Origin of the sequence: Phytohabitans rumicis, from assembly GCF_011764445.1 — a bacterium.
GTDB lineage: Bacteria > Actinomycetota > Actinomycetes > Mycobacteriales > Micromonosporaceae > Phytohabitans > Phytohabitans rumicis.
In genome coordinates this window covers 329,594-352,965 of the sequence record NZ_BLPG01000001.1, presented here as the reverse complement: position 1 = coordinate 352,965, position 23,372 = coordinate 329,594, and the positions used below count along the sequence as shown (strand labels likewise).

At 69.8% G+C, this 23,372-nt stretch carries 21 protein-coding genes and 2 pseudogenes; 17 read left to right on the top strand and 6 right to left on the bottom strand.

Features of this window, described 5'->3' with window-relative positions:
• Nucleotides 1-754: 754 nt before the first annotated feature.
• Entirely contained in the window at nucleotides 755-1,291 is a 537-nt protein-coding gene (locus Prum_RS01545; protein WP_173073305.1) for an SAM-dependent methyltransferase, read from the bottom strand.
• A gap of 698 nt (nucleotides 1,292-1,989) precedes the next feature.
• Between Prum_RS01545 and Prum_RS01540 the strand changes: the two genes are divergently transcribed.
• Complete coding sequence (locus Prum_RS01540; protein WP_173073303.1) at nucleotides 1,990-2,277, top strand: DUF4193 domain-containing protein; 288 nt, start codon at nucleotides 1,990-1,992, stop codon at nucleotides 2,275-2,277.
• 397 nt (nucleotides 2,278-2,674) lie between these two features.
• Nucleotides 2,675-3,424, top strand: a complete 750-nt coding sequence (locus tag Prum_RS01535) for a hypothetical protein (protein WP_173073301.1) — start codon at nucleotides 2,675-2,677, stop codon at nucleotides 3,422-3,424.
• A gap of 53 nt (nucleotides 3,425-3,477) precedes the next feature.
• Here Prum_RS01535 and Prum_RS01530 read toward each other — a convergent pair whose 3' ends face one another.
• Both Prum_RS01530 and Prum_RS01525 read right to left on the bottom strand, forming a co-directional pair.
• Nucleotides 3,478-4,725 (bottom strand): sensor histidine kinase, encoded by a 1,248-nt coding sequence (locus Prum_RS01530; RefSeq protein WP_173073299.1) that lies wholly within the window; start codon nucleotides 4,723-4,725, stop codon nucleotides 3,478-3,480.
• An 8-nt stretch (nucleotides 4,726-4,733) separates the two neighbouring features.
• Nucleotides 4,734-5,386 (bottom strand): annotated as a pseudogene (locus tag Prum_RS01525) (response regulator transcription factor).
• 99 nt (nucleotides 5,387-5,485) lie between these two features.
• On the opposite strand from Prum_RS01525, the gene Prum_RS01520 reads away from it, so the two are divergent.
• The 15 genes and pseudogenes from Prum_RS01520 (at nucleotide 5,486) to Prum_RS01460 (ending at nucleotide 19,334) form a co-directional block, all read left to right on the top strand.
• Nucleotides 5,486-6,004 (top strand): hypothetical protein, encoded by a 519-nt coding sequence (locus tag Prum_RS01520; protein WP_173073297.1) that lies wholly within the window; start codon nucleotides 5,486-5,488, stop codon nucleotides 6,002-6,004.
• Nucleotides 6,001-7,086 carry a peptidoglycan-binding protein gene (locus Prum_RS01515; protein WP_218576943.1) on the top strand — a complete coding sequence of 362 codons (1,086 nt, stop codon included), beginning with the start codon at nucleotides 6,001-6,003 and terminating at the stop codon, nucleotides 7,084-7,086. Before Prum_RS01520 ends, Prum_RS01515 begins: the two co-directional genes overlap by 4 nt.
• Entirely contained in the window at nucleotides 7,083-7,769 is a 687-nt protein-coding gene (locus Prum_RS01510; protein ID WP_173073295.1) for an ABC transporter ATP-binding protein, read from the top strand. Before Prum_RS01515 ends, Prum_RS01510 begins: the two co-directional genes overlap by 4 nt.
• Nucleotides 7,766-8,986 (top strand): ABC transporter permease, encoded by a 1,221-nt coding sequence (locus Prum_RS01505; RefSeq protein WP_173073293.1) that lies wholly within the window; start codon nucleotides 7,766-7,768, stop codon nucleotides 8,984-8,986. The genes Prum_RS01510 and Prum_RS01505 overlap by 4 nt, the downstream gene beginning before the upstream one ends.
• A gap of 30 nt (nucleotides 8,987-9,016) precedes the next feature.
• Nucleotides 9,017-10,201, top strand: coding sequence for a monooxygenase (locus Prum_RS01500; protein ID WP_246277576.1), 1,185 nt, complete (start codon nucleotides 9,017-9,019; stop codon nucleotides 10,199-10,201).
• A gap of 25 nt (nucleotides 10,202-10,226) precedes the next feature.
• Nucleotides 10,227-11,030 (top strand): SDR family oxidoreductase, encoded by an 804-nt coding sequence (locus Prum_RS01495; RefSeq protein ID WP_173073291.1) that lies wholly within the window; start codon nucleotides 10,227-10,229, stop codon nucleotides 11,028-11,030.
• Nucleotides 11,030-11,452, top strand: a pseudogene (locus tag Prum_RS50695) (SAM-dependent methyltransferase); the annotation flags it as partial. The gene Prum_RS01495 and the pseudogene Prum_RS50695, both read left to right, overlap by 1 nt.
• 8 nt (nucleotides 11,453-11,460) lie before the next feature.
• Entirely contained in the window at nucleotides 11,461-11,784 is a 324-nt protein-coding gene (locus Prum_RS50690) for a hypothetical protein (protein ID WP_246277575.1), read from the top strand.
• Nucleotides 11,785-11,801: 17 nt separating this feature from the next.
• Nucleotides 11,802-13,058 carry an alpha/beta fold hydrolase gene (locus Prum_RS01485; RefSeq protein ID WP_173073289.1) on the top strand — a complete coding sequence of 419 codons (1,257 nt, stop codon included), beginning with the start codon at nucleotides 11,802-11,804 and terminating at the stop codon, nucleotides 13,056-13,058.
• A gap of 189 nt (nucleotides 13,059-13,247) precedes the next feature.
• A complete protein-coding gene (locus Prum_RS01480) occupies nucleotides 13,248-14,606 on the top strand; it encodes an ABC transporter substrate-binding protein (protein WP_173073287.1) in 1,359 nt (452 codons plus the stop codon).
• Between the two features lie 4 nt (nucleotides 14,607-14,610).
• A complete protein-coding gene (locus tag Prum_RS01475; RefSeq protein WP_218576942.1) occupies nucleotides 14,611-15,510 on the top strand; it encodes a carbohydrate ABC transporter permease in 900 nt (299 codons plus the stop codon).
• On the top strand, nucleotides 15,507-16,334 hold the full coding sequence (locus tag Prum_RS01470) for a carbohydrate ABC transporter permease (protein WP_173073285.1): 828 nt from the start codon (nucleotides 15,507-15,509) through the stop codon (nucleotides 16,332-16,334). Before Prum_RS01475 ends, Prum_RS01470 begins: the two co-directional genes overlap by 4 nt.
• A gap of 8 nt (nucleotides 16,335-16,342) precedes the next feature.
• The gene (locus tag Prum_RS50685; protein WP_246277574.1) at nucleotides 16,343-18,289 is read left to right on the top strand and encodes an Ig domain-containing protein; all 1,947 of its coding nucleotides are present in this window, start codon (nucleotides 16,343-16,345) and stop codon (nucleotides 18,287-18,289) included.
• A 224-nt stretch (nucleotides 18,290-18,513) separates the two neighbouring features.
• The gene (locus Prum_RS50680; protein WP_371871174.1) at nucleotides 18,514-18,648 is read left to right on the top strand and encodes a hypothetical protein; all 135 of its coding nucleotides are present in this window, start codon (nucleotides 18,514-18,516) and stop codon (nucleotides 18,646-18,648) included.
• Between the two features lie 68 nt (nucleotides 18,649-18,716).
• Nucleotides 18,717-19,334 (top strand): RNA polymerase sigma factor, encoded by a 618-nt coding sequence (locus Prum_RS01460; protein ID WP_173073283.1) that lies wholly within the window; start codon nucleotides 18,717-18,719, stop codon nucleotides 19,332-19,334.
• 88 nt (nucleotides 19,335-19,422) lie between these two features.
• Here the strand turns inward: Prum_RS01460 and Prum_RS01455 are convergent, their stop codons facing one another.
• The 3 genes from Prum_RS01455 to Prum_RS01445 form a co-directional block, all read right to left on the bottom strand.
• Nucleotides 19,423-19,575 carry a hypothetical protein gene (locus Prum_RS01455; RefSeq protein ID WP_173073281.1) on the bottom strand — a complete coding sequence of 51 codons (153 nt, stop codon included), beginning with the start codon at nucleotides 19,573-19,575 and terminating at the stop codon, nucleotides 19,423-19,425.
• A 565-nt stretch (nucleotides 19,576-20,140) separates the two neighbouring features.
• Nucleotides 20,141-21,295 carry a serine hydrolase domain-containing protein gene (locus Prum_RS01450; RefSeq protein ID WP_173073279.1) on the bottom strand — a complete coding sequence of 385 codons (1,155 nt, stop codon included), beginning with the start codon at nucleotides 21,293-21,295 and terminating at the stop codon, nucleotides 20,141-20,143.
• 379 nt (nucleotides 21,296-21,674) lie between these two features.
• Nucleotides 21,675-23,369 (bottom strand): hypothetical protein, encoded by a 1,695-nt coding sequence (locus tag Prum_RS01445; RefSeq protein WP_173073277.1) that lies wholly within the window; start codon nucleotides 23,367-23,369, stop codon nucleotides 21,675-21,677.
• Nucleotides 23,370-23,372: the final 3 nt, after the last annotated feature.

The window sequence follows — 23,372 nt, the reverse complement described above, 5'->3', positions numbered from 1 at the left end:
CGTCGAACCGCCGCCGCGCTCGCATAGATCTTGGTACTTTAGCGCTGCCCCAGCGGCGATTTACTACCAAGATCTACTAAGCGGGCTTGTAGTAGTGCCTCGACGTTCCGCAGTCCCACGGTGAACCGATGACCGTGGTGCACACCGTTATCTTGATGCGATTGATACCGCCGACCAGATTGCTGTCGCCGATAGTGAATCCGAAATATCGTGGACTTCCCACTGACTCTTCTTCGGAATCGGCGGCCCGACTCTGCGTATCAATCTTGGTCGAGCCTGCGTATGCCTCGAATACGGCAGTTGCGTACGCGGTGTGTCCGGGTCCGCTACGCTGGCGGATCGCAGGTCTTTCTGGACGGCGACGCGAGTGTGTGGAAGGTGCCGGCCGCGATGTTCGCCGCGTTTCTGGCGGCTTTTCTCGCCGGCCTTGCCATGGCGGCGTACTGCTTCGGGCCCCTGCCCGTGCGAATCTTCCGACGTCGGCCCCGAGCCAGCGCAGAATGAGTCACCCGCCAGGTTCTTGATCCTGGCGGCCGTGTCGCGATGTGATCGTGGCGAGGAACTGCCCCTCCAGGGGCAGAAATTCGCCACGGACGACCCGAGCAGCCACCGCCGCCGGCCATGCGTCGGGGCAACTCGATTTTCGCGGAGCGGCTGCACATCGACCGTCCCCACCCACGTCGATCAAGGACTTTCGCATGGATCGAGGGCAACCGGCCGTGGGTTGGAGAGGCGGTCGGCTAGCCTGTAGCCGTCAATGATCAAGATCTTTGGTGGCCTTCAGGCACACCAGAGCCATGGAACGCCTGGTGGTGGCCATCGATACGGTGGTGGTGAAGCCGTGCTCGGTGAGGAAGGGCGCGATCCGGTCGGCGATCGCGGCGGCTCGCGAGGAATCGGGCGGCTCGTAGACGAGATACAGGGCCCCGGAGGGCTTCAGCAGGCTCCTGACATGGTCGAGTTCGCGCTCGGACGAGCGTACCCAGAAGAGGTTCACGTTGATCGCGAAGACCTTGTCGAACCGGTCGTCATCGAGGTCTGCCGCGTCCAGGGCGGCGGCGTGAAAGACCGCCTTGCCTGCGGCGACGTGGGCGTCGTTGCGCTGCTCGGCGAGCTTGACCATCGTGATGGACCGGTCGATCGCGGTGATTCGACCGCCGTCGAGCCGTTCGCAGATCAGCGACACGGCGCTGCCGCGACCGCAGCCGATCTCCAGAATCCGGTCGGTGGGGCGGATCCCCATCGTCTCGACCGCCCACCTGATGCGCTCTGGGATGGACCTGACCGGCATAGATCAAATCTACCGACCGGCGCCGACTTCCGCTCCGGCGACGCCGAACCCGCAGGCGTGCTTCGCGTCGCGGAGCTCCCGTACACGCCGTCGCCTGGGGCTTCGACCCGACCGCGACGCCCGTCCGCAAACCGTTGCCCGGCACCGAGGTCAGCGAGTGGAAGTTAGCTGGTGCGAGCCCGACCGGCGTCCAGATCGCCGCACAGTGGATTCTGACCTCGGGGCATGCGAGGCCACTGGTCGGCAACACATGGCGCAACGCGTACGGGGTGGCCACTGTGGACGCAGCCCACCCCGACCGCGGGACAGCCCGCCATCGATGGCTACCTTGTCGTGCCGGTCGGCCGCCGACCCGGGCGGCCCGCCGGTCGCCCTGGCGGACCTGCCGCCGACCGCGCGGGAGTACAGCCTCGGGGACGCGGCCGGGCCGCTGCGGGTTACCGTCTACGCCGCCAACGGCCGTGCCGGCTCGTCGCCGCCGGCCGTCGGCACCCGTTCCCTAAGCGGGAAGAAAACGCCAGGTCCGGCGTGGCCGTTGGCGACCGCGACGCCCAGAATCTGGGTACCGTGGTACACCGGCGGATTCACCGCTGCGCCGGCACCGTTAGCTTCGCGCCCGGGGCGTGGCGGAAGGCGTCGGCGAGGCGGAATAGATCCGGCAGGGCGGGTGTTGCCCTACCGCCCAGAGGAGATGAGTAATGGCAACGACAGACTACGACGCGCCGCGCACCGCCGCCGTCGAGGAAGACAGCCTGGAGGAGCTCCAGGCCCGACGTGCGGCTCCACGCTCCGGCGCGGTGGACGTGGACGAGGCCGAACTGGCGGAAGCCTTCGAGCTACCCGGCGCCGAGCAGCTCGACGACGAGCTGTCCGTCACGGTGATCCCGATGCAGGCCGACGAGTTCCGCTGCTCGCGCTGCTACCTGGTGCGTCACCGCAACCAGCGGGCGGTGGCCGAGATCGACGTGTGCCGCGACTGCGCCTGAACCCGAAAGGGTGGCCCGCTACTCGTTCGGGTGAGTAGCGGGCCATTCTTTCGGTCCGTGTCTACGGGTAGACGTACAGGGCCCAGTACGTCTGCGGGTCGTTGAGGTACCAGCAGAATATAGTCGATGGTCGATATGGACCACGCGTGGAGCCCGCCGCGGCGCACGGCTGCCGGAAAGTAGTCCGGCAAAAGCCGCAAATAGCCTAAACGCGGCAGTCGGGGCACCGCCCGGTCGGACATTTCCAATCTTTTCCGGTAGTCGCGCTGACCTGCGGTTTTGTGGCCGAGAAGGGCAGCCGGAGGGCCTTACCTCGCGATCGGCGTTGAACCGCGATCCGATGGGCGCCGTACTCGCAACCGACCGAGGCACCGCCGCCCAACGACGAGGAGTGATGATGGGATTGCGCGCGTATCGCAGGAGCCAGGGCAGCCAGGGCAACCGGCGCAAGGCGATCGGTGCCTTCGTCGTCGGTGGTGTCGTGATCGCTGCCGGGATCACCGGCGTACAGCTCGCCTCAGCCACCACCACCCCCAAGGCCGCCGGTGTCATCGTGGTGAACGGCGAGCAGTTCGACGTGTCCCAGTGCGCGCAGCTGGAGATCAACGGCGCCGAGGTGATCTGCGACGGCGAGGCTCTGGCTCCGGAAGAGGCCCAGGACGCCAACGCGGCGGCCCTGGCGTCGGCTCAGGCGCTTGAGGCTTCCTGCGACCAGTTCGCGGTGGACGTGCAGGCCGTCGAGGCCGAGCAGGATGCCGCGGACCAGCAGGCCGCCGAGGACGCCGAAGAGGCGCAGACCGCCGAGGAGGCTCGGGCGGAGCGCAAGCACCTCGCCAAGAAGTGGTCCGCGGCGATGGACGCCGCCGAAGCGGCGGACCAGGCAGCTGCGGACCAGCAGGCGGCGGACCAGGCCGCGGCCGATCAGGCGGCTGCGGACCAGGAAGCCGCTGCCGACCAGGAAGCCGCCGCGGCGGCGGTGGCCTCGGCCCAGGCGACGCTGTTGCAGGCATGCCTCGCGCTGGCCGACGCCAAGGTGGCGGCCGGCGTGGCCATCGACGTCGAGGACCAGCAGAACGCCGAAGAGGCGAACGGCGCGGACCAGAACGCCGAAGAGCAGGACGCCGAGACGCAGACGACGACACGGTGAGCTGAGCGAGAACGACGCCAGGCGCGATCCCGGAACCCGGGGTCGCGCCCGCGTCATTTCCAGGCGTCGGGGTAAGCGGCCGGGAACGCCACGATGATCTCCATGCCGCCCTCCGGGCGCGGGTGGGCCGAGATGGTGGCTCCGTGCGCGGTCGCGATGGCCTGCACGATGGACAGCCCGAGGCCGAGGCCGCCGTCGTGGCGGGTCCGGTCCGCGTCCAGGCGCTGGAACGGCTGGAACAGCCGGGAGACCTGGTCCGCCGGTACCACCGGGCCGGTGTTCGTCACCGTGAGCACCGCGGCGCCGGCCCTGGTCGTGGTCGCCACCTCAAGACGGCCGGCGGCCACGTTGTACCGCAGCGCGTTGTCGACGAGGTTGACCACGAGGCGTTCGATCAGGTGCGGATCGCCGAGAGTGCGGGCATCGTCCAGCCGGGTGGTGAGGCTCAGCCCACGCCGGCCAGCCTCGGTTTCCCGGGTGAGGAGCACCTCGGTGGCCACCTCGCTCAGTGCGACCGGCCGGCGGTGGTCGAGCCCGCGCTCCCCGCGGGCCAGCGTCAGCAACGCGTTGATCAGCCGCTCCTGTTGGTACGTGGCGTTGAGCACCCGTTCGTGGGCGGTGCGAAGCGTGTCGATGGTGGCGTCGGGGTCGGCCAGGGCGACCTGGACCACCGTGCGCTGCCGGGCGAGTGGGGTGCGCAGCTCGTGGGAGGCGTTGGCCACGAACCGGCGCTGGGACTGGAACGACGCTTCCAGGCGGGTGAGCAGGTCGTCGATGGTGTCGCCGAGTTCCTTCAGTTCGTCGTTGGGCCCTTGGAGGGCGAGCCGGCGATGGAGGTTGGTAGCGGAGATCCGGCGTGTCGAAGTGGTGATGGTGCGGACGGGGCGGAGGATCCTGCCGGCCACCAACCAGCCGAGCCCCAGGGACACCGCGGACATGGCGGCCAACGCGGCCGCCGACCGGGTGAGGAACGCGCCTTTCTTGGCGTTCGCGATCTCCGCGAGCAGGTCCTGCGCGGCCTGTACCTGTTGTGGAGTCAGCGTGGTGTTCGGGGGCGGGTTCAGGTCCGGCCGCGTGTTCGGGCTCTGGCCGTCGTCCGGCCTGAACGTGGTGATGCTGCCGTCCTGGCGGACTATGGTGATTTCCTCGGTGTTCTGGATGATGCCGACGTTCGCGTGTTGCAGCAGGACATAGGTGGTGGCCAGCAACCCGGTGCCGCTGAGCAGGAAAAGACCGCCATACAGCAGAGTCAGTCGTATCCGCACCGTGCGCCGGGGCAGATGCGGGCGAGGAATACGCATGCGTCTACTCAGATCCGGTAGCCGGACTTGGCCACGGTCTCGATGACGGGCGGATCACCGAGCTTGACCCGGAGCCGGCTCATCGTGATCTTGACGGCGTTGGTGAACGGGTCGGCGAACTCGTCCCACACCCGTTCCAGGAGCTCTTCGGCGGAGACCGTGCGGCCCTGCGCGGCCAGCAGCACCTCCAGCACCCCGAACTCCTTGGGGTGAGCTCCAACGGCCGTTCTCCCCGGTGCGCGCGGCGGCGCGCTGTGTCGAGCACGACGTCGCCGTGGCGGAGGACCGGCGGTACGGCGGGGTGCGCGCGCCGCGCGAGCGCGCCGATCCGCGCGACGAGCACCGGGAAGTCGAACGGCTTGGGTAGGTAGTCGTCGGCACCGAGGCCGAGCCCGTCGATGAGGTCGTCGTTCGACGCCGCGGCGGTGAGCATGAGGATGCGGCTGCGGCAGCCGTCCGCGACCAGCTTCTCGCAGATCGTGTCGCCGTGCACGCCGGGCAGGTCCCGGTCGAGCACGATCACGTCGTAGTCGTTGTCGACCGCGCGGGCGAGGCCGGCCCGGCCGTCCAGCGCGACGTCCACGGCCATCCGTTCCCGGCGCAGCCCGACGGCGACCGCCTCGGCCATCTCCGCGTCGTCCTCGATCACAAGTACCCGCACGCGCCAAGCATGCCCCGGCCCGGGTTTCGGCAGGGTTTCCTTGGCGGCTTCGTGGTGGTGAAACCCTGCCGAAACCGTCCCACCGATAGACCTTCCGGCATGACAACGAGATTTGGTCTGGCCGTGGTTATCCCCGCGCTGGTGCTCGCGGTGGCCGCCTGCGGCTCGGAGAAGGGCAGCGACATTCCGAGCGCGAACGGCGGGGGTGCGACGCCGACGGCGACGGCGAGCCTGTCCAGCAAGGAGCGGGAGGAGCGGACGCTCAAGTACGTCCAGTGCATGCGCGAGCAGGGCATCGACATGCCCGACCCGGGCGCGGGCGGGGGTATGGAGTTCACCGACGCCACCGCGGAAAAGATGAAGGCCGCGTCCGAGGCGTGCCGGCAGTACATGCCCGCCGAGGGCGAGCTGCAGCAGCAGGTGAGCGCGGAGGACCTGGAGCAGATGCGGAAGCTCGCCCAGTGCATGCGTGAAAAGGGCATCGACAAGTTCCCGGATCCGGGCCCCGACGGTTTGAGCCTCGCCGGCACCGGCCTCGACCCGCAGGACGCGACCTTCAAAGCGGCCGAGGAAGCGTGCAAGGACCTGCGTCCGAAGCGTCCGGGGTCGGGCTCGTGAGCGACGATACGGTCGGCGCCCGGCGCCGCCGCCGGGCGCGCACGCTGGTCGTGTCGGGTGTGGCCCTGCTGACGGTCGGCGGCGGGACCGCGGCGGCGTTCGGGTTCGGCGGTGCCACGGCCGACAAGCCGGCGGACAGCACCATGCCCCCGGGCACGGACAGGGTCACCCGGACGACGCTCACCGAGACCGCGGACCTGGATGGGACCCTGGGCTACGGCTCGGTGGCGTCCGTCAACGTCGAGGGCGGCGGCCGGATCACCTGGCTGCCGGCACCAGGTTCCACGGTGGAGCGTGGCAAGGCGACGTGCAAAGTGGACGAAAAACCGGTGGTGTTGCTGTACGGCGCGGTCCCCATGTACCGGACCCTCGCGCCGGGCGTCACCGGCAACGACGTCGAGCAGTTCGAGCGGAATCTCGTCGCGTTGGGCTACCAGGGCTTCACTGTGGACAAGGACTTCAGCTCGTCGACCGCCGCGGCCGTGAAGTCCTGGCAAGAGGATCTCGGCTTGACCCAGACCGGGACGGTCACGCCGGAGGCGGTGGTGTACGCACCCGGGCCGGTACGGGTCACCGAGCGCAAAGCGGAGGTGGGCGCCCCGGCCGGCGGCCCGGTGCTGACCTACACCGGCACCACCCGCCAGGTTTCGGTCGACGTGGAGCTGGCCAAGCGCGGCCTGGTCAAGACGGGAGCGGGCGTGACAGTGAAGCTGCCCGACGGGTCCACAGTGGCCGGTAAGGTGGCGAGCGTCGGTCGGGTCGCCGAGACCTCGACGGACAGCGACGGCAAGTCGGACACCGCCACCGTCGAGGTCATCGTCGCCATCGCCGACCAGAAAAAGCTCGGCTCGTTGGAGGAGAGTCCGGTCACCGTCACGTTTGTGGCCAGCCAGCGCAAGGACGTGCTGACAGTGCCGATTCTGGCGCTGCTCGCGCTCGCCGAGGGCGGGTACGGCGTACAGGTCGTCGAGGGGAGCAGCACCCGGATCGTGGCCGTCGAGATCGGGATGTTCGCCGGCGGTCGGGTGGAGGTCAGCGGCGACGGGATCACCGCTGACACCGTGGTGGGGGTGCCGAAGTGAGCGGGGCCGTGGTCGCGCTCGACGGGGCCAGCCGGGTCTACCCGGGCGGGGTCGTCGCGCTGCGCGGGGTGTCGCTGCGCATCGGGTACGGCGAACTGGTGGCCATCGTCGGCCCGTCCGGCTCGGGCAAGTCCACCATGCTGAACCTGATGGGCACGCTGGACCGGCCATCCGGCGGTGCGGTACGCATCGACGGGTACGACGTGGCGGAGCTGTCCGACCGCGAGGTCTCGGCGTTACGGGCGGCCCGGATCGGGTTCGTGTTCCAGCAGTTCCACCTGGCGCCCGGGGTCGGCGTGCTGGACAACGTCGCCGACGGGCTGCTGTACGCCGGCGTACCGGTACGCCAGCGGCGCCGTCGCGCGGCGGCGGCCCTGGAGCGGGTGGGGCTGGCGCACCGGCTGGACCACCTGCCGAACGAGCTGTCCGGCGGCGAACGGCAACGGGTGGCCATCGCCCGGGCGGTCGTCGGCGAACCGGCGCTGCTGCTGGCCGACGAGCCGACCGGGAACCTCGACACCGCCACGGGCGCCGCGGTGATGCTCCTGCTGCGGGAGCTCGCCGCGGCGGGTACCACCGTCGTGGTCATCACGCACGACCGGGACATCGCCGCGCAACTGCCGCGTCGGGTGGAGATGCGCGACGGCCAGATCGTCACCGACGCGCAGGTACTCGTCTCATGAGCGTCGTGACGGACGAGCGGCCCGCCCTGCGGGCCCGGCGGCTGCGGCCGGGCGACGTGCTGCGGGTCGGTAGCGCGGGATTGCGTACCCGGTCGACGCGGGTGTTCCTGTCCGCTCTGGGCATCGCGATCGGCATCGCCGCGATGGTGGCGGTGGTGGGCATCTCCACGTCCAGCCAGGCCGACCTGCAACGCACCCTGGACCGGCTGGGCACCAACCTGCTCACCGTCGGCCCCGGCAACAGCCTCTCCGGCGAGCAGGCGTACCTGCCCGACGAGGCGATCCCACTGATCAGCCGGATCCCACCGGTGACCTCGGTCAGCGCGACGGGAGCCGTGACCGACGCCAAGGTCTACCGTAGCGACCGTGTCCCCAGTGCACAGTCCGGCGGACTGGCGGTGCTGGCGGCCCGCACCGACCTGCCCGCCACCGTGGGGGCCCAGATGGCGGACGGAATCTGGCTCAACGAGGCCACCGCCCGCTACCCGGGTGTGGTGCTGGGCAGCACGGCGGCAGAGCGGTTGGGTATCGGCGCCGCGGGATCCGACGTGCAGATCTGGCTCGGTGGGCATTGGTTCAGCGTGGTGGGCATCCTGTACCCGGTGGAGCTGGCGTCCGAATTGGACACTGCGGCGCTGATCGGCTGGCCGGCGGCGCAGTCCGTGCTCGGCTTCGACGGACACCCCACCACCGTCTACACCCGCACCCGCGAGGACGCCGTGGAGGACGTCCGGGCGGTGCTCGCGGCCACGGCCAACCCGGAGCACCCCAACGAGGTCAAGGTGTCCCGGCCCTCCGACGCGCTCGCCGCGAAGCAGGCCACGGACCGGGCGTTCACCGGCCTGCTGCTCGGTTTGGGCGCGGTGGCCCTGCTGGTGGGCGGCGTCGGCGTGGCGAACACGATGGTGATTTCGGTGCTGGAACGCCGGGCCGAGATCGGCCTGCGCCGTTCGCTGGGCGCGACCCGGGGCCAGATCCGGCTGCAGTTCCTGGCCGAGGCGCTGCTGCTGTGCGTGCTCGGCGGCACCGGCGGTGTCCTGCTGGGCATCGCTGTCACCACCGTCTACTCGCGTACGCAGCAGTGGCCGACCGTCGTACCGGCCTGGGTCATGGCCGGTGGCTTCGCGGCCACGCTTCTCATCGGTGCGGTGGCCGGGCTCTATCCCGCCGTGCGGGCCTCGCGCTTGGCGCCGACCGAAGCGCTGGCCATCGCATGACGCGGTTCGACTTCCAGAAGGGAGGCTTGAGTGAATCGATCAACGGGAATCAGCTGGCGGCTGGTGGCGGTGGCGACGGTGCTGGCCGTGGCCGGGATGAGCGCGGCCTGCGGTGGTGGCACCGCCGATCCGCCGGTGACGGCCCAGTCTGGCGGTGCGACCCACGACGGCCACGGTCAGGGCGCGCCGCCGCCGCCGTCGCCGACGCCGCCGCGCGCCGGTGAACGGTTCGTGACACTCAAGATGCCGCAGCCGTACGCGCCGGTCGCGCCGAACGGAGGGACGGACGAGTACCGTTGCTTCCTGGTCGATCCGGGACTGTCCACCCAGGCGTACCTGACGGGCAGCCAGTTCCTGCCGCAGAACGCCGACATCGTGCACCACGCGATCTTCTTCCAGATCCCTCCGGCGGGCGCGGCCGAGGCGCGCGAGCTTGACGAGGGTACGCCCGGCGAAGGCTGGCAGTGCTTCGGCGACTCCGGCGTGAACGGCGACGCGTGGGTGGCCCACTGGGCGCCGGGGGCGGACGAGGTGCTGTTGGACGAGGGCCTGGGGTACGAGATGCCGGCCGGCAGCCAACTCGTCATGCAGGTGCACTACAACCTGCTCGCGACCGGCGGACAGTCCGGCGGCACCGACCAGTCGAGCATCCGGCTGCGGGTCGCCGACGGCAGCGTCCCGATGACCCCGTTGGACACCGTGCGGCTGCCCGCACCGGTCGAGCTGCCGTGCACCGCGCAGGAAAGCGGCCCGCTCTGCGACCGGGCAGCGGCGATCGACGACGTGACCCGCCGCTTCGGCGATGACGTGGGCTCCAACGCCGCGGCGCTGATCCGACGGTGTGGCAACGGAACGCCGGCACCCGGATCAACCCAACATTGCGACCACCCGATGGAGGGCGCCGCCACCATCTACGCCACGGCCGGACACATGCACCTGCTCGGCCGCGCCATCACGATCGAACTCAACCCCGGAACCACCGGCGCCCAAACCCTGCTGGACGTGCCGCAGTACAACTTCGACGACCAGGCCATCCGGCCGCTGGCCACCCCGGTAAAGATCAAGAAGGGCGACGTGCTCCGGGTCACCTGCACCCACGACGCCGGCCTGCGCAAGATGCTCCCCCAACTCCAATCGCTGCCACCCCGCTACGTCGTCTGGGGCGACGGCACCGCCGACGAAATGTGCCTCGGACTACTCATCGGCACCCAGTAGAGATCGGCGCCGGTATGGTGCACCGATGAGCCGTACCGTATTGGTCACTGGAGCATCGTCCGGTATCGGTCGTGCGACGGCGGCCGCGCTGGCCGGACGTGGCTACCAGGTCCTGGGCACCAGCCGTGACCCGCGGTCCCTGCCCGCGGAGCACCGGGTGGCCAATGTGGAGTACCTCGCGCTGGATCTGGCTTCGCCAGAGTCCATCGACGCCCTGGGCGACCGGCTCACGGGCGTCGACATCCTGGTCAACAACGCGGGCGAGAGCCAGTCCGGCCCGTTCGAGGAGTTGCCAGCGGACGCCTTACACCGGCTGTTCCAGGTCAACGTCCTCGGGCCGGTCCGGCTGGCTCAGCTTGCGCTGCCCGGCATGCGGGAGCGCGGGTACGGGCGGGTGGTCATGGTGGGCTCGATGCTCGCCTCGTTCCCGCTGGCCTACCGATCCTCGTACGTCGCGACGAAGGCGGCGCTCAAGGGCTTCAGTAACGGCGCCCGCCACGAGTTCTCCCCTTTCGGGGTCTGGCTGACCACGGTCGAGCCCGGTTCGATCAACACCGGCATCAGTGAGCGCCGCACCAAGTACATCGCCGCCGACTCCCCGCATCGCCACGACTTCGAGACGATGCTGGCCGCTCTCGACCGCAACGAGCGCGCTGGCGTGAGCCCGGAACGGGTCGCCGCGACCATCGTGAAAGCGATCGAGGCGGCCCGCCCCAAGCCGCGGTACGCGGTGGGCAGCAACGCGCCGCTCGTCTTCGCCCTGCGCCGGGTGCTGCCGGCGACGCTCATCGAGCGGTTCGTCCACCGCAAGCACAACCTGGCCCGCTGATGAGCGACCTCATGTCCGCGTTCTTCACCCTGCACCACGGCCTGCCCCGGCAGGGGGCCGGCTCTGACGCCACCACCCGCCGGCTGCTGGAGTTGGCCGGTCCGCTACCGGCCCGCCCTCGGGCACTGGACCTCGGCTGCGGCCCGGGCCGGTCCGCCCTGCTGCTGGCCGCCGAGGCGGGCGCTCACGTCACCGCCGTCGACCTGCACCAGCCGTTCCTGGAAGAGTTGACGGCCGCGGCGATCCGGCGTGGCCTCACCGACTCGATCGATCTCATCAACGCGTCCATGGCCGACCTGCCGTTCCCGGACGGTGGATTCGATGTCATCTGGTCCGAGGGGGCGGCGTACATCATCGGCTTCGATGCCGCCCTGCGGGACTGGAAACGGTTGCTGACGCCCGGTGGCGTGCTGGTCGTCACCGAATGCGAATGGTCCACCGACACACCGTCCGCCGAGGCATCCGCGTTCTGGGCCGAGGCGTCAATGCGGGACACCGCGGGCAACAGCGTGGCGGCCGCGCCGCGGGATACACGGTCGTCGCCGTCCTGCCGCTGCCGGACTCGGACTGGTTCGACGACTACTACACCCCGCTGGGTGCCCGGCTCGACGTCACGGACACCAGCGACCCGGCGATGGCCGAGGCGGTCGCCGCGAGCCGCGCGGAGATCGAGCTGCGGCGCCGACACGGCGCGGACTACCAATACACCGGGTACGTGCTGCGCCTCGACGAGGACGAAAGCCTCCGGCGATAGCGGCATAGGCTGGCCGGGTGCTCGCGCATCCGGGACTTCGCTTCGCCTCCCACACCGTCCATGTGCCGCTGGACCACCGCCGACCGGGCGAGGACACGATCGAGGTCTTCGCCCGGTCGGTGGTGGCGGCGGACCGGGCGGGCGACGACCTGCCGTGGCTGCTGTACCTGGAGGGCGGTCCAGGCGGGAAGGCACCCCGGCCGCTGCGTGCGGAGGGGTGGCTCGCGCACGCGGTGAAGAGCCACCGCGTGCTCCTGCTCGACCAGCGGGGGACGGGACGCAGCACGCCGATCACCGCCCGGACGGCGCGGGGCATGGCGGCCGAGGATCTGGCGGCGTATCTCAAGCTGTTCCGCGCGGACAGCATCGTCGCCGACGCGGAGGTCCTCCGGGAGCGCGTCGCCGGCGGCGCCACGTGGGACACGCTCGGCCAGAGCTACGGCGGCTTCGTCACCATGACGTACCTGTCCGTGGCGCCGGAGGGCCTGCGCACCTGCTACATCACCGGTGGACTACCGGGCCTGACCGCGACCGCCGACGAGGTGTACGCCCGCACGTACCCGCGCGTCGCCGCCAAGAACGCCGAGTTCTACCGCGCCTTTCCACAAGACGCCGTCGCGGTCCGCCGGATGGCGGATCACCTGTCCGGTACGGACGTGCGCCTGCCCGACGGTGACCGGCTCACGGTCGGCCGGCTGCGCCTGCTCGGCAACCTGTTCGGCATGAGCTACGGCTACGCCCAGGTGCACTGGCTCCTCGACGAGGCGTGGCACGGCACGGAGCTGTCGGACGCCTTCCGGTACGAGGTCATGAGGCTGACCGGCCACGTCGACCAACCGCTGTTCGCGCTGCAGGAATTCACCTACGGCCAGGGCGGCGCGCCGTCGGCCTGGGCGGCCGCCCGCGCGCTGAACCACCATCCGGACTTCGCACCGGACGCCGATCCGCTGCTGTTCACCGGCGAGATGATGTATCCGTGGATGTTCGAGCAGATCGCCGCGCTCAAACCGTTCGCCGCCGCCGCGGACATCCTCGCCGGCGCCAGCGACTGGCCAGCGCTGTATGACCGCACCCGACTGGCGGTCAACGAGGTTCCGGTCTGCGCAGCCGTCTACGCCGACGACATGTACGTGGACGCGGGCCTCTCGCTGCAGACCGCGGCGTCGGTCGGCAACGTGCGTACCTGGGTGACGAATGAGCACGAGCATGACGGATTGCGGACGTCCGGCGAGGGCGTGCTGAGCCACCTGATGGGCATGGCCGCCGAAGGTTGACAGATATCGATCAGGGTTCTACGGTTTTCCCCACGACGCACCGGGCGACCGCGTCGCATGTGACACCCGTTCGTGATGTCGACGACCGAGGGTTCCATGTCCATGTCGCCCGAGATCCGCGGCCCTTGCGCCGCTTCTCTCACCTTGCATTTCGGGCGCTGGCCTTGGCCCCAAGCCTGAGGATGTGCGATGAGAAGACGGAATCTGCTGGCCCTTGCCGGCCTCGTGCCGCTGGCCGCCGCATGCGGAAACGACGGCGACGGCTCCTCGGAAAACCTACAACTGCAGTTCATGTACTGGGGCTCGACCTTCGAGCAAAAGGCCGTGGAGAAGATGCTCAAGGCATTTGAGCAGAGCAACAAGGGTACGAAGGTCAAGCCGCTGTTCACCCCGGACGAGTACGACGTCAAACTCAACACGCTGGTGGCCAGCGGAGGCGTGCCGGACGTCGGCTACGTCCCGATGGCGATGTCGTACCGGCTGGCCGAGCAGGGCAAGCTGGTCAACCTCTTCTCCTATCTCGACAAGTACCCGCAGCTGGCCAGCTACCTGCCGGACGCCTACCTGTGGTACGGCAAGGACCAGCTGCACGGGGTCGCGACCGCCAACGAGATCGAGCTGTTGTGGTACAGCAAGGCCGCGATCGCCGAGGCGGGCATCTCCGCGCCGCCGGCCCAGGCGTCCGGCGCGTGGTCGTGGGACCAGCTCGTGCAGAACGCCTACCAGCTCACCGTCGACCAGAACGGCAAGCACCCCGACGAGTCCGGCTTCAACGCCAAGCAGGTCAGGCAGTTCGGCATTTCGATCAGCATCACCTACGCCGCGGCCTGGTACGGCTTTCTGCGCAGCAACGGCGCCGACTTCGCCGACCCCAGTGGCACCAAGTGCCTGCTCGATACGCCCGAGGCGATCGAAGTGTTCCAGAACCTCCAAGACCTGATCTACAAGCATCGGGTGGCTCCCGGCCCGGGGCAGCTCGCCGCCACCGGCGACGACGTGCCGGGCACCAACATCCTGTTGAAAACCAAGCGGGTGGCCATGATCGTCGACGGCCACTGGAGCCTGCTGGACATGAACGAGAGCAAAGTGGACTACGGCATCGGGGTGCTGCCCAAGTACGGCGAGCCGTTCACCACCAGCCAGGTCGCCGGCGCCTCGGCCGTCTTCGCGGGCAGCAAGCACGTGGAGGAGGCGATCGAGCTGTTCGCCTTCCACATCGACCCGCGCTACGTCGACCTCTACAAGCAGGGCCTGTGGATGCCGCAGGAGCGCAAATACTACGAGGATCAGGCGGCCATCGACTCGTGGACCAAGAACGACTCCCACCCGTCCGAGTTCCGTACGGCCGTGGTGGATTACGCGCGGGATCATGGCGTACCGGATCTGCGTGGCCGGCTGAAGAACCTGTCCGCCATCAACAGCGACGTGCTGACCCCGGCGTTGCAGGAGATCGAGACCAACAAGCGGCCGGCCGCCGTGGTGCTCAAGGAAATCGCGCCAAAGGTCACCAGCAGGATGCAGGGCTGGCAGCACACGCAGGGGCTCTGACGCGGTGGCGGCTCTGTCCGGCCAGCGGCGCTTGGAACGGCGGTGGGGCCTGCTCATGGCCGTGCCGGCGATCCTCGGCTTCGTCATCTTCACCGCCGGGCCGATGGTCGCCTCGCTCGGTCTCAGCCTGACCGACTGGCAGGTCGGCGGCACCCCCTCGTTCATCGGGACCGAGAACTACACGGCGCTGGCCGACGACGAGCTGTTCTGGAAGTCGTTGAGCGCCACCACCTACTACACGCTCGGCGCCGTCCCGCTTTCCCTGATCGTCGCGTTCGTCGTGGCCATGCTGCTCAACCAGCGGGTGCGCGGCCTACCCGTCTGGCGGACGATCTTCTACCTGCCCACCCTCGTGCCCGCGATCGCCAACGTGGTCCTCTGGATCTGGATTTTCAACCCGGACTTCGGCCTGCTCAACTCGTTGTTGCGGCAGGGCGGCCTGCCGGCCGGCATGTGGATCTACGACGAGGACATGGCCGTCCCATCGCTGATCATCATGAGCACGTGGGCCTTCGGCAACACGATGGTGATTTTCCTGGCCGGGTTGCAGGGCGTGCCGCAGCACCTGTACGAGGCGGTGTCGGTGGACGGGGGCGGGCCGTGGCACCGCTTTCGGCATGTGACCGTGCCGATGATGACTCCCACCATCTTCTACAACCTCGTCGTCGGGGTCATCGGCACCTTCCAGGTATTCAACCAGGCATACGTCATGACCGAAGGAGGTCCCAACAACGCCACCCTGTTCTACGTCTACTACCTGTTCCGCAAGGCGTTCCGGGAAAGCGAGATGGGCTACGCCAGCGCGCTGGCATGGGTGCTCTTCATGATCATAATGGTCGTGACCTTCCTGCTGTTCCGCAACGCCCGGCGCTGGGTCTACTACGAGATGGCGGGCGGGCGATGAGGACCAGGATCCTGCTCTACCTCGCACTGGCGGCCGGCGCGGTGCCTACCCTGCTGCCGTTCGTGTGGCTGGTGCGCAGCGCGTTGATGCAGGACACCCAGATGTTCATCGCACCGCCACAGTGGATTCCCGACCCGTTCCAGTGGTCCAACTTCACCGAGGCGCTGACCGCCCAACCGTTCGGCCGCTACTTCCTCAACACGGTGGTCATCGCGGTCATCAGCGTCCTCGGCACCGTACTGACCTGTTCGATCGCCGCGTTCAGCTTTTCCCGGCTGCGCTGGCGGGGCCGCAACGTGGTCTTCGCCGTGCTGCTCAGCAGCGTCATGCTGCCGTACGCGGTGACGCTGATCCCCACCTTCGTCATGTGGCAGGAGTTGGGCGCGCTGAACACGATCGCCCCGCTGACGGTGCCCAGCTGGTTCGCCGGAGCGGGCGGGGGCGTGCTCAACGTCTTCCTGCTGCGGCAGTTCTTCCTGACCATCCCGTTCGAGCTGGACGAGGCGGCCTACATCGACGGCGCCTCCCCGTGGCGGGTGTTCTGGATGGTCGTCATGCCGCTGTCCAAACCCGCCATCGTCGTCGTCACCATCTTCACGTTCATCGGCACCTGGAACGACTTCCTCGGACCGCTGCTCTACCTCAACGACGAGGAGAAGTACACGCTGTCCATCGGCCTGGCGTCGTTTCAGAGCATCTACATCACCCAGTGGGGCTACCTGATGGCCGCCTCCGCCGCCGTCATCGCCCCGATCATCGCGCTCTTCTTCTTCCTGCAGCGCTACTTCATCGAAGGGGTCACCCTCACCGGCATCAAGAACTGAGGTCCGACATGAAACGCGCCATCACCCCCGCAGCGGTACTCGCGCTGCTCGCCTCGCTCATTCTGATCGCGACACCGGCACACGCCGTCGGTGCGGCCACTGTGGTCGACCGATTCGGCCGGACCGTCAACGACTACGGCGTGAAGCTCGTCGACTGGGAAGGCTATCTGGCCAACCCGTACATCGAACTGACCGTGCGGCCGCCGGCGAGCGGCCCGTTCCCGGTGACCATCGACCTCAAGGCCGAGGGCACCTCCCGGCTGATGATGGACCTACCCAGCCAGCTCACCGCCACCGGCGCCACCAAACAACTCACCTTCGCCAACGCCTCCGAGCAGAAGACCTTCAAGCTGGCCATCCACTCCAAGCGTGCCCCGGGCGCGGACGAGCTCTACACGCTCCGGCTCAACATCCGGGCCGCGGACAACAGCACACTCGTCCAGACCATGCCCATCCGTGTCCAGCAGGACCAGAAGACCGCGCTCGAACCGACGATCCCCATCAACTTCGACTACCGGTACGACAACATCACCGGCTACTTCAACAACGCGGCCTTCCGGACCGCCGCCGAAGAGGCCGTGAAGGACTGGTTCCGGTTCTTCAGCCTGCAGCCGTTCGACACCGTCGCCTCCGGGGCCGAGCCCAACCACCTGCCCGGCAACGACTGGCAGAATACCGTCAACGTCACCAACAACGTGGCCTACAACGGCATGTACGTGTACTTCCGGGGTATCCAGACGCCGTACTCCACCGGCTATCCGGCCGCCAACGGCCGCTACAGCACCCGCAACGGGCAACAGCTACCCGGGCCGCTGCACCGCTCGACCGCGATGATCTTCGAGTACGACGAGGCGGGCAAGCAGCTGTTCACCTCGCTCGCCGACGAGGACTGGTACCGGACCGAGATCGCCGGCTCGGTGCTCGACGTTCACGGCCTGGTCATGCACGAGTACGGCCACGCCGTCGCCTACCACAGCGACTGGGCCGGCATGCGCAACTACGTGAACACCAGCGGCGCCAACGATTCGGAGGTCATCGCGTACCAGGGCCGCGCCGTTCCACTGGACAGCAGCTACCACATCCCCGGCACATCCCCGTACTGGGATCGCCTCAGCGGCCAGAGCGGCGGCTGGACCCACCTCTTCCCGACCCGCCGGTGGATGCTGACGAAGCTGGCTCTGCTGGTCGCCGAGAACGCCGGATGGCCGTTGAACCGCAACCTCACCCCGTTCCTGGCGCCCTCGATCGTGACCACCAGCCTGCCCAACGCGCCGACCGGCCAGGCGTATCAGCAGACCCTGGCCGCCAAGGGCGGCGTGCCCTTCTACGACTGGCGGGTCACCGGCGGCGCGCTGCCGGCCGGCCTGAGCCTCGACCGCTTCACCGGCACCATCAGCGGCACGCCGAGCACGGCCGGGACGTACTCGTTCACCGTGGAGCTGCGCGACTACGACAGCCTCAGCACCCCGGTGACACGTACCTTCCAGCTCACGGTCGGCGGCGGCGGCAACCCCGGCGGCGGAAACCTCGCCACGCAGGCGACCGCGTCGTGCTCGTTCACCTCGTCGTGGGAGAGCTGCGCGGCGATCAACACCGGCGGCGACCCGGCGAGCTCCAACACCGGCGCGCCCAACCAGGGCAACCGCTGGGGCACCTGGCCGCAGCAGGGGGAGCAGTGGGCCGAGCTCACCTGGTCCTCGGCGCAGACGCTCCGGCAGGCGCAGGTGTACTTCTTCGACGACAACCAGGGAATCGACCTGCCGGCGTCGTGGCGGTTGCAGTACTGGACCGGAAGCTCCTATGTGGACGTGCCAGGCGCGAGCGGGTATCCGGTCGTCGCCAACCAATACAACACGGTCAACTTCTCCGCGGTGAACACCACGCGCCTGCGCGTGCTGCTGCAAAGCGCACCGAACCTCTCCGTGGGCCTGCTGGAGGTGAAGGCGTTCAGCTGAGCGGTGAATCGGGGTGCCCTCTTCGCGGGGGCACCCCGATCCTTCGCCCCACCTCCGGCTCGTCGATCGAGCCGGGGAGGATGATTCGGTGGAGAAGATCGAGATCAGGCGGATCGGGTACCTCGATCCGGACGCGCAGGTGCTGATCAAGGCGGCCCTGGCCGACCTGCGCGAGCGCTACGAGGACGACGAGGCGGTCGGCCCGGGAGCACGGGCGGCGCCAGATGGCGCTGGAGACCGGCGGACGCCAGCCCGAGGCGATCGAGCTGTACCTGTCGGCGGGATACCGGCGGATCCCCGACTTCGGCCACTACCGGGACGAGCCGGACGTCCGCTCGTTCGGCAAGGATCTGGACTGACGCGGTAACGCTTTGGCCGGCTGCGACCAAGTACTGGTGTAGGCCAGTCAACGGCAGAGGAGGGCCAGGTGGGACCCGATGACCAAGTCGAACCAGCGGCCGAGGTGGCCCGCATCGGGGCTGATCCCGGCGCGTTCGAGACGTTCTACCGGGCATATGTGGAGGCCGTCCAGAATTTTGTCGCGCGTCGTGTCTCGGACCCGTACCTGGTCGCGGACCTGACCGCGGAGGTGTTTCTCGCGGCGATCGACGCGGCCGTCACCTACCGCCAAGCGCGGGGCACGCCGATCGCGTGGCTGTACGGCATCGCCCGACGGATCGTGGCTTCCGAGTACCGCCGCGGCGAGCGGGAGCATCGCGCCGTGGGCAGGCTGGCCGGGCGCCGCCTTGTCGATGACGACGACATCGCGCGGCTGGAGCAGCGCATCGACTCGCACCGGCAGGCGCGCCTGCTGTACCAGTCCCTGGATCTGCTGTCCGACGGCGAGCGGGCGGTGCTGGAACTCGTCGCCCTCGACGGACTGACGGTGGCGCAGGCCGCGCAGGCGCTGGGCATCGCCGGGGTTTCCGCCCGGGTACGGCTGCACCGGGCGCGCCGCCTTCTGCGCGGCCAACTCGAAGGTTCCACCGAGCGCTCTGGTGGACCCGCTGCCAACCCGACGCACTTTCTTGAGGTGAGGTCATGATCCAGAGTGTCGAAAGCCGTTTTGAAGACCGGCTCCTGGCCGAACTGAAGCAGGTCGTGGCGCAGCGGTCGCACAGTGCCGGATCGGCTCAACCCGCCGCGTCGCGTCCGCCGGTGCCACGCCGCAGGCTGGTCCTGGCCGGCGCGGTGGGCGCCATGGGCGTCGCGGCGACCGCGCTGGTCACCCTGACGCCGGGCGGCGGCGTGCCGGCGTACGCGATGAGCACCAGCGACGACGGCACGGTCGTGGTGACGGCGAACTATCTGGGTGATCCGGCCGAGGTGAACGCGGAGTTGCGCCGGGCGGGCGTGCCAGCTGTCGTGCTGCCCGCGGTGCCCGCCGCGCAGTGCCCGGCCGCGGACCGGGGCAGCAAGGTGCCCGGCCATGCCGGCGGCCAAGGCGCCACCATCCTGGTCACGAACATGGGCCTCGGCAAGCACGTCCAGGTGCGCTGGACCTTGGATAGCGTGCCGGACGGGACGCTGCTGGTCCTCTCCCCGCAGCTGGACGACGCCACCGGCGAGATGGTCATGACGATCGACCACTTCTACGAGCCCGGACCGCGGTGCATCGTCAAGGGGATCGCGGGGCTGGTACCGGTGCCCCGGGAATCCATCAACAACTACGAGCCCATCCCGCCGGGGCCGGCGCCGACGCAGCCGCCGCCGGCATTCGAGACCGCATCGCCTGGCGCCGTACCGGTCTCGCCGGGCGCACAGCGGGACGCCTTGACTCATTCCCCGGGTAGGCTCACCCGCCGTGCCGCTATCGTCGGGCAGGTCGAGGTGCTGGACGGCGGTACGTCGTCACAAGGCGTTGTAGACGGCGGCGATGAGGTCGTAGGCGCGCCGGTCGCCGGCGAGCCAGTCGCGGCGCAGGTTGGGGATGATGGCGATCGCGACCTGGTTGTCGACGTCGCCGAGGCCGACCGCGCCGCCGGCGCCCGGGTGCCCGAAAGCCGTCCGCCGGGCGGGCTCGGGCAGGATGAAATTCTGCGAGGGCAGCATGTAGCCGAGCCCGAAGGCGCTCTCCAGCAGCAGCACCTGGTCGCTGCCGCGCACCCGCTCCTGGATGGCGTCGCCGAGCAGTCCGGGTGCCAGCAGCGCACCGGCCGCCAGGTCGCGGTAGAACCGCGCCAGCGCACGAGCGGTCGTCACCAGGCCGGTCGCCGGCCACCCGCCGGCCAGTACCTCCGGTTTGTTGTAGGACCCGGTGGGATTGGCGGAGGCGCGCATCAACGGCGAGGCGGGGTCCCGATACGCCTGCGCCATCCGGGCGACGGTGGCCGCGTCGATCGGCCCGGCCTCCGCCGACCACGCCATCTCCTCGGCCGGCGGGGACGCGACGCGTGCCGTCCGCTCCGCGTCCGCCCCGGATACCCCGATCCACAGCTCGGGACCGAGGTGACGGCGCGCATACTGGCCCACCGTCGCGCCGGTGTGCCTGCGGACGAACTCGCCGGCCAGCCATCCGAACGTGAGGGCGTGGTAGCCGTGCCCGGTACCGGGTTCCCATGCCGGATACTGCGGCGCCAGCAACGCCGCCATCGCCGCGGGATCGGCGGCCTCCGCCACGGTGACCGGCCGGTCGAACGCCGGCACCCCGGCCCGGTGGGTCAGCAGGTCGGCCAGGGTGGTGGCCTCCTTGCCCGCGATCGCGTACTCCGGCCACCAGGCCGCCACCGGTGCGTCCCAGCCGGTGCCCGTCTCCTGGGCCACCCGCAGCGCCGCGGTCGCCGTGATCGCCTTCGTGCAGGAGAACGTCACGCCCGGCGTGTCGCGCTCCCACGCCCGCCCGGTCCGCGCGTCCGCCAGCCCGCCCCACAGATCGACCACCGCGCGGCCACCCACGAAGGCCGCCACCGCGGCGCCGAGGTTCCGCCCGTCGGCGAAGGTGGCTTCGAAGACCTCGCGCACTTCCCGGAACGCCGTGTCGGCCCAGCCGTCAACGCAGCCACCCATGCCTAAATTAGAACACGTTCCACTTCAAGGGCCAGGTTGGTTTCTGGGCCGCATACCTCACAGTCATAAATATGCCGCTCAGGTATGGGGTCCAAAACTAGTCTCTGGTCTATAGAGATCTCGCCGCCCGCCGGGGTCGATTGTGGACTGCGGAGGGTGCGGCCGCGGGAGCGACGGCCTGGGCCGCGACGGGCGTCGCGGTAGCTCAGAACTCGATCTTGAACCTTGTTGGCGTCGATGATCGGGGTGGCCGCGTGGACGTATCCGGCATGTCCGGCCGCGAGGTCCCGGGCTATCCGTGACCCACATCCTTCACGTTCATGCGGGTGTGAGGTCGGCCGGCTGTGGCGAGCGGTTGAGCCGGGGGAGCGACCCTGCTCTAGTCGGCGTCCGCGGACAGTTGGTCGAAGCGCAGCCCGCTGGAGCTTTCGCCGCGGCCGGTGGCGCGGCGACGGCTCATCCAGACGACGGTGCGGCCGTCGCCCGCGCGGGCGCGTTCTGCCCGCCGGTGCAGGGTCACGCCGGTCCGGCCGAGCCGTTCGGCGTGAATCTCGGTGCCGGGGGTCAGCAGCCGGCCGGTGGGCGTGGGCCCGCGCAGGCGCAGGACCGGGCGGGCGGCGCCGGACGCGGCGGTCGGGTGGGGGAGCAGCGGCAGCCAGTTCGCCGGAACGCCGGTGGCGAGCTGGTAGTGCAGCGAGGGCGCGTGCGGGGAACCGTCCGCGATCGGTGTCTGCGGGGTGGCCCGGTGCAGCGCCTCGGCGCGTTCGGCCGCGCGGCCGTCCGGTCCGGGCACGCGTCGCTCGACCGCCCAGGCGACGTTGGCCATCTCGTCGCGGGCCAGCAGCACCTCCTCCACCGGCTCGCCTTCCAGGCCGGGTGCCGCGCCGGGCACGAGGATCAGCAGCGGCACCGCGCCGCCCGGGGTACCGCCGGCGCCGACGGTCGGCTGGAACAGGCGGAACGGGGCGCGGCCGGCGGTGCGGTCCGCGTCGGCGGCGGTGGGGATCGGGATTGTCTCGCCGAAGGTGTTGCGGACGGTGAGGCCGCGCACGGACGCCACCGAGCCGGCGTCCACTTCCACCGGTACGAGGAAGAAGTCGTTGCCGTAGGCGACGGCGAACTCGGTGAGCAGCAGCCGGCCGAGGTCCTCGGGCGCGGCCGAGACGGCGTCGAGGTTGACCTCGCCCGCCTCGAACTCCCAGAAGCGGGAGGCCGGCAGTCCAGTGAGGACCAGGCCGGCCGGCAGCGTCGAGGAGGTCACCTCGTCCGGCGCGGCGTCGCGGTTGGCGCCGAGGGTCGCACCCTGGTGCAGCTCGAACGACCACCAGTCCAGCCGGCCGCCGTCGTGGTCGTTGGCGACGAGCACGCGCTCGTCGGCCGACGTGGCGCCCGCCGCGGCCACGGACAGCTCGTACTCCAGCCGGTCCGGCCGCCACGCCGGTGGCGTGCCTCCGGCGGGGACGGCGCGGGTGGCGTACCAGTCCAGCCAGCCGGTCGCGGCGGTCGCGGCGGCGGCGAGCGCGGCCTGGTCGCGGCGGTCCAGGCCGGGCAGCGCGGTGGTGACGTCGCCGGCCTTGTGGGCGGCGGCGAGCGCGGCGTGCAGCTTGTGGCCGTCGGGTACCTGGCGGCGCAGCAACTCGGCGCGGCGGCCTACCGCCGGATCGGCGTACGCGGGTGGCGGGTCGATGGCGTGGGCCGCGAGCAGGCCGGTGCGCACCTGTACGGCGAGCGGGCCGAGCAGCGCGAGCAGCCGGGCGCCGGCGACCGCGGCGGCGCGCTGGTCGCCGGGGGGTGCGGGCGGCTCGGCCTCGACCACCGCCTCCAGGGGCAGCGTGCGGTCGAGCGGGCTGCCGGCGATGCCGTCCGGTACGCCTGGCCGGTAGCGGCTCAGGTGCGCGATCTCGACGGTGAGGTCGACCCGGACCGGCGATCCGGTGTCCTCGCCGGTCAGCTCCCCGACCTGCCACTGGCGGGCGAGCATCCACAGTGGATCGGCCACGCGCCCGGCGAGGCCGGGCATCGCCGGGTCGCGCGGTACCGGTTCCAGCCGCTGCCAGCTGGTGATCGACGCCATGGC

Bases quoted from the DNA above. Each gene is read 5' to 3' on its own strand.
- Prum_RS50685 (WP_246277574.1), top strand. From the start codon at position 16,343: ATGAAACGCGCCATCACCCCCGCAGCGGTACTCGCGCTGCTCGCCTCG.
- Prum_RS01520 (WP_173073297.1), top strand. From the start codon at position 5,486: ATGACAACGAGATTTGGTCTGGCCGTGGTTATCCCCGCGCTGGTGCTC.
- Prum_RS01505 (WP_173073293.1), top strand. From the start codon at position 7,766: ATGAGCGTCGTGACGGACGAGCGGCCCGCCCTGCGGGCCCGGCGGCTG.
- Prum_RS01450 (WP_173073279.1), bottom strand. From the start codon at position 21,295: ATGGGTGGCTGCGTTGACGGCTGGGCCGACACGGCGTTCCGGGAAGTG.
- Prum_RS01535 (WP_173073301.1), top strand. From the start codon at position 2,675: ATGGGATTGCGCGCGTATCGCAGGAGCCAGGGCAGCCAGGGCAACCGG.
- Prum_RS01470 (WP_173073285.1), top strand. From the start codon at position 15,507: ATGAGGACCAGGATCCTGCTCTACCTCGCACTGGCGGCCGGCGCGGTG.
- Prum_RS01530 (WP_173073299.1), bottom strand. From the start codon at position 4,725: ATGCGTATTCCTCGCCCGCATCTGCCCCGGCGCACGGTGCGGATACGA.
- Prum_RS01545 (WP_173073305.1), bottom strand. From the start codon at position 1,291: ATGCCGGTCAGGTCCATCCCAGAGCGCATCAGGTGGGCGGTCGAGACG.
- Prum_RS01540 (WP_173073303.1), top strand. From the start codon at position 1,990: ATGGCAACGACAGACTACGACGCGCCGCGCACCGCCGCCGTCGAGGAA.
- Prum_RS50680 (WP_371871174.1), top strand. From the start codon at position 18,514: ATGGCGCTGGAGACCGGCGGACGCCAGCCCGAGGCGATCGAGCTGTAC.
- Prum_RS01480 (WP_173073287.1), top strand. From the start codon at position 13,248: ATGAGAAGACGGAATCTGCTGGCCCTTGCCGGCCTCGTGCCGCTGGCC.
- Prum_RS50690 (WP_246277575.1), top strand. From the start codon at position 11,461: ATGGTCCACCGACACACCGTCCGCCGAGGCATCCGCGTTCTGGGCCGA.
- Prum_RS01495 (WP_173073291.1), top strand. From the start codon at position 10,227: ATGAGCCGTACCGTATTGGTCACTGGAGCATCGTCCGGTATCGGTCGT.
- Prum_RS01445 (WP_173073277.1), bottom strand. From the start codon at position 23,369: ATGGCGTCGATCACCAGCTGGCAGCGGCTGGAACCGGTACCGCGCGAC.